Source organism: Microbacterium faecale, assembly GCF_014640975.1.
Lineage (GTDB): Bacteria > Actinomycetota > Actinomycetes > Actinomycetales > Microbacteriaceae > Microbacterium > Microbacterium faecale.
Genome location: NZ_BMHO01000001.1, coordinates 1,224,619 through 1,236,394 on the forward strand (window position 1 = coordinate 1,224,619; position 11,776 = coordinate 1,236,394).

Here is an 11,776-nt window from a genome sequence, read left to right on the forward strand (position 1 = left end):
AGTGCTAATGACCACCGCCTACGTCCGGGAGGGACGAAACACATGGCAAAGATGATCGCTTTCGACGAGGAGGCCCGTCGTGGCCTCGAGCGCGGCCTCAACCAGCTGGCCGACGCCGTCAAGGTGACGCTCGGCCCGCGCGGCCGTAACGTCGTGCTTGAGAAGAAGTGGGGCGCTCCCACCATCACGAACGACGGTGTGTCGATCGCCAAGGAGATCGAGCTCGAGGACCCGTACGAGAAGATCGGTGCCGAGCTCGTCAAGGAGGTCGCGAAGAAGACCGACGACGTCGCCGGCGACGGCACGACGACGGCCACCGTCCTCGCCCAGGCGCTCGTCCGTGAGGGCCTGCGCAACGTTGCAGCCGGTGCCGACCCCGTCGGCCTCAAGCGCGGCATCGAGAAGGCCGTTGCGGCCGTCACGGCCGAGCTGCTCGCAAGCGCCAAGGAGGTCGAGACGAAGGAGCAGATCGCTGCGACGGCATCGATCTCCGCTTCCGACCCCGAGATCGGCGCGCTCATCGCCGAGGCGATCGACAAGGTCGGCAAGGAAGGCGTCGTCACCGTCGAGGAGGCTCAGGCCTTCGGTACGGAGCTCGAGCTCACCGAGGGTATGCGCTTCGACAAGGGCTACCTCAACCCGTACTTCGTGACGGACGCTGACCGTCAGGAAGCGGTCTTCGAGGAGCCGTACATCCTGCTCGCGAACCAGAAGATCTCGAACATCAAGGATCTCCTGCCCGTCGTCGAGAAGGTCATGCAGGCGGGCAAGGAGCTCGTCATCATCGCCGAGGACGTCGAGGGCGAGGCGCTCGCAACGCTCGTGCTCAACAAGATCCGTGGCATCTTCAAGGCCGTCGCCGTCAAGGCGCCGGGCTTCGGTGACCGTCGCAAGGCGCAGCTGCAGGACATCGCCATCCTCACGGGCGGCCAGGTCATCACCGAAGAGGTGGGCCTCAAGCTCGAGAACACGGAGCTCGACCTCCTCGGCCGTGCCCGCAAGGTCATCGTCACGAAGGACGAGACGACGATCGTCGAGGGTGCGGGCGAGCAGGCGCAGATCGAGGGTCGCGTGACCCAGATCCGCCGCGAGATCGACGCCACCGACAGCGACTACGACCGCGAGAAGCTCCAGGAGCGTCTGGCGAAGCTCGCGGGCGGCGTGGCCGTCATCAAGGCCGGTGCCGCGACCGAGGTGGAGCTCAAGGAGCGCAAGCACCGCATCGAGGACGCCGTTCGCAACGCGAAGGCTGCCGTCGATGAGGGCATCGTCCCCGGTGGTGGCGTGGCGCTGATCCAGGCTGCTGCGACGGCGTTCGACAAGCTGGAGCTCGATGGCGACGCGTCCACGGGCGCACGCCTCGTGCAGGTGGCCCTCGAGGCGCCGCTCAAGCAGATCGCCCTCAACGCCGGCCTCGAGCCGGGCGTCGTGGCCGCGAAGGTGCGCGAGCTGCCCTCGGGTGAAGGCCTCAACGCCGCGACCGGTGAGTACGTCGACATGCTCGAGGCGGGCATCATCGACCCGGCGAAGGTCACGCGTTCGGCGCTGCAGAACGCCGCATCGATCGCTGGCCTCTTCCTCACGACCGAGGTCGTCGTCGCCGACAAGCCCGAGCCTGTTGGCCCGGCTGCCGGCCCCGACGCGGGTGGCATGGACTTCTGATCCAGCCCCCTCTCACGAGGCTGCCCCTTCCCCCACTCGGGAGGAGGGGCAGCCTCGTTTCGTCTCAGCGGAACATGCTGGCCACGTCGGCCTCAACCTGCTGGTAGCCGGTGCCGGCGAGCTCCAGACGGCGCGCCAGATTGTCGAGCGCCTCCTCGACCTGCAGGTGCAGCGCCTGCCACTCCGCGGCCAGCCCCTGAAACGCCTGGGCGGCGCTTCCCTGCCAGGCCGCTTCGAGCTGCTGCACGCGGCCCATGATGAACGCGACCTCGCCGCGCAGGCGATCGGATCCGGCCGAGACCTCGGCGCGGGTGGCGAGCAGAGACTCGCTGTCGACGGTGAACTGTGCCATGGTGGCTCCTTTCGTGAGGGTCGTCTCACGGTAGGAGGGGCGCGACCGGGCGCAGGGACGCGAAGTGACGGATCCTCAGATAACGTTCGAGATCCGTCGCCTGTGGGCGAGCCGTCGCGGCCCCCGCGGAGGGGACCCGCCGAGTTCTACTCGCAGCCGACGCCGTCCCCGTCGCGGTCGAGATGGCGCGCGTATCCCGGATCGCCGCGATGCACGGGGGGCGGCTCCCGCGTCGCGTGCCGCGGTGCAGTTCTCGAAGTGCACGTGCTCCGGCGCCGGCGGGGGCTGCTCTTCCTGCGGAGCGGGGGCCGGCGCGGGGGCGGGCTCCTCCACGGGCGGTTCCGGCTCGGCCCGCGGCTCCACGTTCGGGGCCGCGTCGTAGCCGGACGCGTAGGCGGGCTGGTCCGGGCAGGCCGACAGGACGCGCTGCATGGCCTCCTTCTCGGGCGGCACCACCCAGAGGCCGTATGCCGCCTTGACGGAGATCTGGCGCGCGACGTAATCGCATCGGAACGCCTTGTTCGGCGGCAGCCATGACGCCGCATTCGAACTGCCCTTCGAAGAGTTCGTCGGACCGTCGACGGCCAGCAGGTTCAACGGATCGTTCGCGAACGCGACGCGCACCTCGTACGTCGTCTGCTGCGCTCCCGTGATCCACGCGTTCTGCAACGCGACGACGTGGTCGATCTGCACCAGGTGGGACGTGTCCTGACCGCGCTGGAACGCGATCTGCTTGCCCGTGTACGGTCCGACCAGTGTGCCGGAGATGACCCTGCACGAGCCGTCGCGGTCGACGTCCTGCAGATCGCGCACCAGGATGTCGTTTCGCGTGTCGCACCCGTTCCCGTCGGTGTCCGGCCACGACTCCCCGAACTGCACGACGCGGTCATAACCCGTCGCTGCAGCCGGGCCCTTCACCGGAATCGTCTCGAGCAAGCCCAGCGCGGTACGACCGTCGGGATCGTTCGGCACGGACGGGGACGGCGCCTCCGGGTCTGGCGCGGCGTCCTCGGTCTCCGGCTCCGCCGTGCTCGTCGGCTTCGCTTCGCGCTCGTCCGGAGCTTCCGCCTCGTCCGGTTCGGGATCAACGGCCGCGGGCGTCGGCGACGCCGTCGGCGCGGCGGCCGGTGCCTGGTCGGGCGGGTCCGTGAGCATCGACGCCGGCAAGCTCAACGCAAGCGCGGCGGCCAGCACGGCGCCTGCCCAGGCACGCGAGGGCAGGTTCATCATGCCCGGCTTGTTGGTCACGAGCGTGTAGACCGCGGCGCCGAGCGCACACAGCATGACGCCGATCAGGAGGCCTGCGAGTCCTTCGACGATCGTGAAGGCGATCACGACGGTCGCGATCACGACGAGCCATGGCCAGCTGGGGAGGAACGGACGTCGCCCGGCAGACGCCGGTCGCGCCGCTGGCGCCGAAGGGGCAGAGGGATTCGGCACGGGCACTCCACTGGGTCTGAAGCGCTCACGCGCGGGTCACTCGGGTGAGACAAGTATATCGCTCAACGCGCGATGTAGCCCACACGTGTAGCACACCCCTCCGGCCGTCTCACCGCGCCGTTCCCGCCGCGTCTGTGATCCGCGGGCCTCAGGCGGTGGACCGCATGGAGTACAGCAGTTCTGGTCTGCCGGTGGCACCGTAGCGCGGGCTGCGTCGGGCGAGCCCGGACTCGACCAGGCGCTCCAGGTAGCGTCGTGCGCTCACCCGGGCCATGCCGAGGCGTTCCGCGACCTCCGTCGCCGAGAGCGGGTCTTCCGCGGCCCCCAACGTCTCGGCGACGCGTTCGAGCGTGAGGGGTGAGACGCCCTTGCGCTGTCCCGCGGCGACGACGGCGTCACGCCGCATCAGCGCGTCGACGTCGGCCTGTTCGAGATGGCCCGTGAACTGCGCGTCGCGCTGGTGCGCGTTCCAGACGTCGTCGAGCCGATCGTGAAGGGCCTGCATGGGAAACGGCTTGACGAGGTAGTGGTGCACGCCGTGCGCGCGAGCGAAGCGCACCGTGTCGAGGTCGCGTGCCGCCGTCACGGCGATCACCTCCGCGCGGATCCCCGCCGCCCGAGCGCGTGCGAGAACCGTGGTTCCGGGCATGTCCGGAAGGAAGATGTCGAGGATGATGACCTCCGGAACAGCGTCGCTCATCGCCCGCAGTGCCTCGCCGCCCGTCACGGCGACGCCGATGGTCTCGAAGCGCGGATTGCGCGCGACGAAACCGCGCGTCACCTGGGCGACGGCGAAGTCATCCTCCACGATCAGCACGCCGAGCTTGTTCACGTGCGGCTCCGTTCTCTGACGGGAAGCGAGACGACGAACCGCGCCCCGCCGAGCGGGCTCTCCTCGACGTGGGAGGACCCGCCGAGGCGCGCGCACACCCGCCAGACGAGGGTCAGTCCGTAGCCGCGCGTGCGCTGCCCGTCCTTCGTCGAGTACCCGAGATCGAAGATCCGCTCCGCCTCGCTGGCGTCCACGCCGGGGCCGGCATCGTCGATCGTGATCCGGACGGTCTCGTCCGACGCTCGGATGTCGAGTTCGATGCGCCCGCCGTGCGGCGACGCATCGAACGAGTTGTCGATGAGATTCCCGACGACGGTCACGAGATCCGCCCCCGCCACGGCGCCTTCGGCGATCGCCGATTCCGGGGTCACCTCGAAGTCGAGGCCGCGCTCGCGTGCCTGCGCCCGCTTCGCGAGCAGCAGGGCCGACAGCTCCACGTCCCGGATCCCGGCGTGGGCGTCGACGGACGTGATCGCACCCCCACTCGCGGCGCGATCGACCACGCGACGGGCGGCGTCGGCCTCCCCGAGATCGATGAGGCCACCGATCGTGTGCAGGGTGTTGGCGAACTCGTGCTGTTGGGCGCGCAGTCCTTCGGCGAGGCTCTGCGCGCCGGCCAGACGACGCAGCGCGTCGTCGACCTCGGTGCGATCCATGAGGATCACCGCGGTGCCGACCCGACGCCCGCGCAGCTGGACGGGCGTCGCCCGGGCAAAGAGCACGCGCTCACCGGCGAGGATGAGGCGCTGTGGGTCGGCCTCATGGTTGCGGGCGATCGCGACGAACTCCATCAGATCGTCGCCGAAGGCGTCTTCGCCTCGACTGCCGACGAGGTGCTCCGGAGCAGCGAGGCCGAGCAGTCTGACGGCCGCATCGTTGCAGATCGTGACCCGGCCCTCCTCGTCGAACGCCACGAGCCCCTCGCGGATCCCATGCAGCGTCGCCTCCCGGGTCTCGAGCAGCGAACGGATCTCCTCGGGCTCGAGATCGAAGATCCGTCGCCGGACGACGCGCGCGACGCCGGCAGCGGCGAGGACGCCCACGACCGCGGCGCCGCCGAGCACGAGGGCGAACCAGGACGCATCGCTCAGGAAGTCTTCGCGCAGCGTCGACTCGAGAATGCCGACGGAGACCTGTCCGAGGATCGCGCCGTCCGAGCCATGAACGGGAACCTTCACGCGCCACGATTCGCCCAGCGTGCCCGTCTGCGTTCCCGAGTACGTCTTGCCCGAGAGCGCCACGCTCGGATCCGTCGACACCATCTCGCCGATGCGCTCCGGGCTCGGGTGCGAGTAGCGGATGCCGTGCTCGTCCGTCACGACGATATAGGTGACGTTCGAGGCGTCCCGAATGAGCTCTGCGATCGGCTGGATGACCTGTTCGGGGCGCTCTGTCCCGTAGGCATCGAGGATCGTCGGCAGCGTCGCGACGGATTGGGCAACCGCCGTCATCCGCGCCTGGGACGCTTCGCGGATCTGCGCATTCTGCGCCGCGAGGGACACCACGCCGGCAGTGACCACGACGGCGAGCACGATGATCGCCTGCAACACGACGAGTTGCGTGCGGAGCGTCATCGCCTTCACCACGCCGTCATCGTATGCCGTTAGAGCCGCCCCTCGCGCGGAGAACGGGACCGCAATGACCGAAAGTCTTCGGGCGTGACCGAAACCTCGTCGCCGCCGCGACGGCTCCGTACGCTCGGCAGCGGCCGTGGGGATGGTCCCGCGGCACCGAAGGACTCAAGGAGGAGCCCATGACACAGCACACCACAGCACGACGACGCATCCTCGCACTCGGAGCCGTCGCCGCGGCGACCGCGCTGATGACGGCTTGCGCGGGCGGCGGTGGAGGCGGAGCCGAGGGTGCGGTCGACAGCCTCGCGGTCGTCGCGCCGGCGGACCCCGGTGGCGGCTGGGACCAGACCGCGCGGAGCTTCGCGCAGGCCGCGAACGACGAGGGGATCGTGTCGTCCGCTCCCGTGACCAACATCGGCGGCGCCGGTGGGACGGTCGGGCTCGCGTCGCTCGCCACCGAATCGAACCCGCACACCCTCATGATCACGGGAAGCGTGATGGTCGGCGCCGTCGAGACGAACGCGTCCGAGGACCGCATCGAAGACATGACGCCGATCGCGCGGCTGACGGAGGAGCCGCTCGTGCTCGTCGTCCCGGCCGACAGCCCGTACGAGAACGTCGGAGATTTCGTCGACGCATGGATCGACGAGGGCTCGGGCATGGCGATCACCGGCGGCTCCGCCGGCGGGATCGACCACATCCTTGCCGGGCTGCTGCTGCTCGAAGGCGGTCTGACGGCCACGGAAGTTCCGGACTCACTCAACTACATCGCGAACTCGGGTGGCGGCGAGGCAGTGACCCTGCTGCTGGGCGGGCAGGTCGACGCCGGGATCTCCGGTGTCGCCGAGTTCTCCGAGCAGGTCGCATCGGGCGACCTGCGTGCGCTCGCGGTGTCTTCCGGCGAGCCTGCGGAACTGCTGCCCGAGGTGCCGACCTTCGTCGATGAGGGCATTGACGTCACGCTGACGAACTGGCGCGGCCTGATCGCGCCGGGCGACATCTCGGACGAGGACAGGACGGCCCTGGAGGACGTCGTACAGAACGCTCACGACAGCGACGCCTGGGCCGAGACGCTCGAGACGAACGGCTGGACCGACGCCTTCCTCGTGGGGGACGAGTTCGACACCTTCCTCGCCGACGACATCGCCACGACCAAGGAGACGCTCGCGACGATCGGGCTGTTGGAATGAGCAGCGAGACTGCCGCCCGCCAGGGGGCCTCGGCCCCCTGGCGGGCGCGCGTCGGGGAGCTGATCTTCGTCGGCGCGATCCTCGCGTTCGCCGCGCTCGGCGTCTTGCTGAGCGGCGCGATCCGCGAGCCGGTCGGATCCTCGAATGTGCTCGGTGCGCGCGTCCTGCCGTACATCGTGACGGCATTCATGTGCCTGACCGCGCTCGCCGCGTTCATCGCGACGTTGCGGGGACGCGTGGGGACTCCCGAGGAGGGGGAGGACGTCGATGAATCCGTCGGCACGTCGTGGCGCACGGTCGCGCTGCTCGTGATCGCGTTCGCGTCGCTGATGGTCGTGATCCCGGTCGCCGGCTGGCCCGTTGCCGTCATGGTTCTCTTCACCGGGTCCGCTCTCGCGCTCGGCGCAAAGAGCTGGTGGCGCGCGCTCCTTATCGGCGCGGGACTCGGGATCCTGACCCAGGTGCTGTTCGGGATCCTTCTCGGGCTCTCGCTGCCGGCCTTCGGCGAATACCTCCCGGAGGTCTTCCGTGGATAGCCTGCAGCTGCTCCTCGACGGCTTTGCGACGGCGATCCAGCCCCAGTATCTCGCCTTCGCTTTCCTCGGCGCGATCCTCGGTACCGCCGTCGGCGTGCTGCCCGGCATCGGCCCGGCCATGACGGTGGCGCTGCTGTTGCCGCTCACGTACACGCTCGACGTGACGAGCGCGATCATCATGTTCGCCGGCATCTACTACGGCGGCATGTACGGCGGATCGACGACCTCGATCCTGTTGAACACGCCGGGCGAATCGGCGTCGATCGTGACGGCGCTCGAAGGAAACAAGATGGCGCGCGCTGGACGCGCCACCGCCGCGCTCGCGACCGCCGCGGTGGGATCCTTCATCGCCGGCACGATCGCCACGGTGCTGCTGACCGTCGCCGCCCCCGTGATCGCCGACTTCGCGGTGACGCTCGGGCCGGCCGACTACTTCGCGCTCATGATCGTCGCCTTCCTCACCGTGGGCGCCCTGCTCGGCGGTAGCGCCGTGCGCGGCCTCGTGTCGCTGGGGCTCGGACTGTTCATCGGCCTCGTCGGCACCGACACCCTCACGGGACAGGCGCGGTTCACCTTCGGAATCGCCAACCTCGGCGACGGCATCGACGTCGTCATCGTGGCGGTCGGACTCTTCGCCGTCGGAGAGGCGCTCTACGTCGGATCGCGCATGCGGCATGGCGAGCTGCCGATCATCCCCGTGTCCGGCAAGTGGCGCACGTGGATGACGCGCAGCGACTGGAAGAGGTCGTGGCGGCCGTGGCTCCGCGGGACGGCGATCGGGTTCCCGATTGGTTCGATCCCCGCGGGTGGGGCGGACGTCGCCACCTTCCTGTCCTATGCGACCGAGCGGCGGCTCGCGAAGAAGCCGTACCGCAAGCAGTTCGGAAAGGGCGCGATCGAGGGCGTTGCCGGACCGGAGGCCGCGAACAACGCGGCGGCGGCCGGTGTGCTCGTGCCGCTGCTGACGCTCGGGCTGCCGACGACGGCGACGGCCGCGATCATCATCTCGGCCTTCCAGACCTACGGGATCCGGCCGGGGCCGCTGCTGTTCGACTCGCAGCCGGCGCTCGTCTGGGCGCTCGTGGCGAGTCTCTACATCGGCAACCTCGTGCTCGTGATCCTGAACCTGCCGCTCGTTGGCATGTGGGCGAAGGTGTTGCAGATCCCGCGTCCGTACCTGTACGCGGGGATCCTCGTGTTCGCCGGCCTCGGCGCGTACGCCGCGAACTTCACGGTGTTCGACATCGGCATCCTCCTCGTGCTGGGCGTGATCGGCTTCCTGATGCGCCGGCACGGCTACCCGGTTGCGCCGATGGTGGTCGGGGCGATCCTCGGTCCGATGGCCGAGGAACAGCTGCGTAAGGCGATGGCGATCAGCCAGGGCGACCCGATGATCCTCATCCAGGGGGTTCCGTCGATGGTCATCTACGGCGCGATGGCGGTGCTGCTCGTCCTCGCGCTGTGGCTCAAGCGACGGCAGCGGATCTACGAGGAGCGGCTTCCCGACATCGACACGACCGCGATCCGCCAGATCGAGGACGACATCGAGCGGGAGACCCGGCGGTGAACGGGCGCGGCTGGGGCGGCCCGACGTCGCCTCAGTCGCGCGCCAGGGGGAAGGCGACCTGGAACGTCGCGCCCCCACCCGGCGTCTCGAATACCGCGACGGCGCCGCCGAGTCGCTTGACGATGGACGCGACGATCGCGAGCCCGAGCCCGCTGCCGCCCGTCTCTCGCGTGCGTGACGTGTCGGCGCGCCAGAAGCGCTCGAAGATCTTCTCGCGGATCTCGGACGGGATGCCCTCGCCGTGGTCGATCACCGAGATCCAGCCCATGTCTGTGTCGACGTCGACGCCGACCTCGAGCTCGATCGGAGAATCCGGGGCGCTGTAACGGCGCGCGTTTCCGAGGAGGTTCGAGATGACCTGCTGGATCGGCTCCTCGGCGCCGCGCACGATCGGGGGCACCTCGACCGGCTTTCCCTCCTCGGGCGTCGAGAAGTCGATCTGCGGTCGGTCATCACGCGTCCGCCGCCGCAGGAACGAGCGCGTCTGCTGCTGCGCGCGCGACAGCGCCGCGGACCCTGCACTGATCGCGCCGAGCAGCCCTGTCGTCGGCCGCGTCGCGTCAGGCTCCGCTGGGGCGGGGGAGGGAGGCGGCGGGTCGAGCTGTCCGCGCGCGCTTTCGGAGAGGATCGTGATCGGCCCGGTGAGCGCCTCGAACGTCGTGTCGTTCACGTTCACCTGGCGCGCCGGATCCGCCGCAGTGACGTCGAGTGCGGCGTCGCGGGCGATCTGCCGCAGGTCGACGTCAGCGATCTCGATCGCGCGGCGCTCGTCAAGGCGCGCGAGGGAGAGCAGGTCTTCGACGAGCGAGCCCATCCGCCGCGCCTCCTTCTCGATCCGCTCCATTGCGCGCGCGACATCTTCCGGAGACTGCATCGCGCCCATCCGGTACAGCTCCGCGTAGCCGCGCACACTCACGAGCGGGGTGCGCAGTTCGTGGCTCGCGTCGCCGATGAAGCGTCGCATCTTCTCGACGGTCGCGTCGCGCTCCGAGAACGACTCGTCGAGCCGGTCGAGCATCGCATTGATGGCGAGATTGAGGCGGCCGACCTCGGTGGCCGGCTCGACGTCGGTCATGCGCTGGTCGAGGTTGCCCTCGGTGATGCTCATCGCCGTCCGCTCGACCTGGCCCAATCGACGGAACGCGAGGGTGACGAGCCAGCGTGTGCCGAGCGCGCCGACAAGCAGCGTGATGATCGACATCGTCGTGAACACGCCGATGTACGTGCCAACGAAGTCGTCGGTGTCGTCGAGCGGCAGAGCGACGAGCTGTGCGTGGAGCGTGCTCGATTCGACCCCGTCGAGCTGGATCGGTGCGATCGCAGCGCGGTATTCGGATCCGGAGATCGTCTCGAGTGTGAACGGGCGATCCTGGTTCAGAAACGCGTCCTGCACCGTCAGCTCGGTCGGGAAGATCGGGTCGCGTGCGGGTCCTTCATTGCCGCCGGCGACGGACTTCAGACGCCCCTCGTCGTCATAGATCGCGACGATGTAGTCGAATCGTGGCTCGGGAGCCTTCGGCGTGAACGCCATCGTTCCGGACTCCGGAACCTCGGTCACGTCGAAGACGGTCTCGTACACATCGGTTCCCGCCAGCTGCGTCACCGCGGAGTCGACGTTGCCGCGCAGCAGCGACTGAAGGACGGGCAGTGCGCCGAAGCCAGCGGCCAGGAGACCGGCGGCGAGGACACCGACCGTGACCCCGGTGATCTTCGCGCGGAGGCTCGTGCGCCGCCACCACCGGGTGAACGGATCAGAGCGCGTGGCCAGGGCAGGCCCTCAGAGCTTGTCGACCTTGAGCATGTAGCCGAAGCCGCGCTTGGTCTGGATCAGCGATTCCGACGTGTGCGGGTCGATCTTGCGGCGCAGATACGAGATGTAGCTCTCGACGATGCCGGCATCGCCATTGAAGTCGTACTCCCATACGTGGTCGAGGATCTGCGCCTTCGACAGCACGCGGTTCGGATTGAGCATGAGGTAGCGCAGCAGCTTGAACTCGGTCGGGCTGAGGTCGATCGGCGTGTCGCCGACGTAGACGTCGTGCGTGTCCTGGTCCATCGTCAGCTCGCCGCTGCGGATGACGGACTCCTCGTCCTCCGACTGCATCGTGCGGCGCAGCACGGCCTGGATCCGCGCGACGATCTCGTCGAGGCTGAATGGCTTGGTCACATAGTCGTCGCCGCCGACGTTGAGACCCTTGATCTTGTCGTCGGTCTCGTCCTTGGCGGTGAGGAAGATGATCGGCGCGGTGTAACCCGCGTCGCGGAGGCGCTTGGTCACGCTGAAGCCGTTCATGTCCGGGAGCATGACGTCGAGGACGATGAGATCCGGTTCTTCCTCGAGCACAGCTGAGATCGTCTGTGCGCCGTTGATGACGGTCCTGACCTGGAAACCCGCGAAGCGGAGGCTCTGCGAGAGCAGGTCTCGGATGTTGGGCTCGTCGTCGACTACGAGAATTCGCGCTGCGGTCATGCCCCCCATTATGGCGATGAATGGACCGGATGTGGGGTTTTCAGGCCCGATCGGCCGAATCGGGCCTCGTGTGCGCCTCTGCGCAGGTGCGACGCGCCGGTGGCCGGTGCTGGACCTGAATGTGTACGTAAGGGGTCGGTTTGTGAGATTAGC

At 68.8% G+C, this 11,776-nt stretch carries 10 protein-coding genes; 4 read left to right on the forward strand and 6 right to left on the reverse strand.

Annotation, left to right across the window (positions count from 1 at the left end):
• The first annotated feature begins 42 nt into the window (after window positions 1–42).
• A complete protein-coding gene (gene groL / locus IEW87_RS05665; RefSeq protein ID WP_188711301.1) occupies window positions 43–1,662 on the forward strand; it encodes a chaperonin GroEL in 1,620 nt (539 codons plus the stop codon).
• A 64-nt stretch (window positions 1,663–1,726) separates the two neighbouring features.
• On the opposite strand, the gene IEW87_RS05670 is transcribed toward groL, so the two are convergent.
• From IEW87_RS05670 to IEW87_RS05685, 4 genes are all read right to left on the reverse strand, one after another.
• On the reverse strand, window positions 1,727–2,014 hold the full coding sequence (locus IEW87_RS05670) for a WXG100 family type VII secretion target (protein ID WP_188711302.1): 288 nt from the start codon (window positions 2,012–2,014) through the stop codon (window positions 1,727–1,729).
• Window positions 2,015–2,089: 75 nt separating this feature from the next.
• Entirely contained in the window at window positions 2,090–3,454 is a 1,365-nt protein-coding gene (locus IEW87_RS15255; RefSeq protein ID WP_444543205.1) for an HNH endonuclease family protein, read from the reverse strand.
• 148 nt (window positions 3,455–3,602) lie between these two features.
• Window positions 3,603–4,286, reverse strand: coding sequence for a response regulator (locus IEW87_RS05680; protein ID WP_188711303.1), 684 nt, complete (start codon window positions 4,284–4,286; stop codon window positions 3,603–3,605).
• Window positions 4,283–5,872, reverse strand: a complete 1,590-nt coding sequence (locus IEW87_RS05685; RefSeq protein WP_229730974.1) for a sensor histidine kinase — start codon at window positions 5,870–5,872, stop codon at window positions 4,283–4,285. The genes IEW87_RS05680 and IEW87_RS05685 overlap by 4 nt, the downstream gene beginning before the upstream one ends.
• A gap of 167 nt (window positions 5,873–6,039) precedes the next feature.
• Between IEW87_RS05685 and IEW87_RS05690 the strand changes: the two genes are divergently transcribed.
• From IEW87_RS05690 to IEW87_RS05700, 3 genes are read left to right on the forward strand one after another with little or no spacing between them, the layout of a single operon-like run.
• Window positions 6,040–7,050 carry a Bug family tripartite tricarboxylate transporter substrate binding protein gene (locus tag IEW87_RS05690; protein WP_188711304.1) on the forward strand — a complete coding sequence of 337 codons (1,011 nt, stop codon included), beginning with the start codon at window positions 6,040–6,042 and terminating at the stop codon, window positions 7,048–7,050.
• Window positions 7,047–7,586, forward strand: a complete 540-nt coding sequence (locus tag IEW87_RS05695; protein WP_188711305.1) for a tripartite tricarboxylate transporter TctB family protein — start codon at window positions 7,047–7,049, stop codon at window positions 7,584–7,586. The genes IEW87_RS05690 and IEW87_RS05695 overlap by 4 nt, the downstream gene beginning before the upstream one ends.
• Window positions 7,579–9,153 carry a tripartite tricarboxylate transporter permease gene (locus tag IEW87_RS05700; RefSeq protein WP_188711306.1) on the forward strand — a complete coding sequence of 525 codons (1,575 nt, stop codon included), beginning with the start codon at window positions 7,579–7,581 and terminating at the stop codon, window positions 9,151–9,153. Before IEW87_RS05695 ends, IEW87_RS05700 begins: the two co-directional genes overlap by 8 nt.
• Window positions 9,154–9,184: 31 nt before the next feature.
• On the opposite strand, the gene IEW87_RS05705 is transcribed toward IEW87_RS05700, so the two are convergent.
• Entirely contained in the window at window positions 9,185–10,756 is a 1,572-nt protein-coding gene (locus IEW87_RS05705; RefSeq protein WP_188711307.1) for a sensor histidine kinase, read from the reverse strand.
• 174 nt (window positions 10,757–10,930) lie between these two features.
• Window positions 10,931–11,623: a response regulator transcription factor gene (locus IEW87_RS05710; RefSeq protein ID WP_188711308.1), complete on the reverse strand. Its 693-nt coding sequence runs from the start codon at window positions 11,621–11,623 to the stop codon at window positions 10,931–10,933.
• Window positions 11,624–11,776: the final 153 nt, after the last annotated feature.

Excerpts from the sequence above, each read along its gene's own strand:
- groL (WP_188711301.1), top strand. The coding sequence starts at position 43 with ATGGCAAAGATGATCGCTTTCGACGAGGAGGCCCGTCGTGGCCTCGAG.
- IEW87_RS05670 (WP_188711302.1), bottom strand. The coding sequence starts at position 2,014 with ATGGCACAGTTCACCGTCGACAGCGAGTCTCTGCTCGCCACCCGCGCC.
- IEW87_RS05690 (WP_188711304.1), top strand. The coding sequence starts at position 6,040 with ATGACACAGCACACCACAGCACGACGACGCATCCTCGCACTCGGAGCC.
- IEW87_RS05695 (WP_188711305.1), top strand. The coding sequence starts at position 7,047 with ATGAGCAGCGAGACTGCCGCCCGCCAGGGGGCCTCGGCCCCCTGGCGG.
- IEW87_RS05710 (WP_188711308.1), bottom strand. The coding sequence starts at position 11,623 with ATGACCGCAGCGCGAATTCTCGTAGTCGACGACGAGCCCAACATCCGA.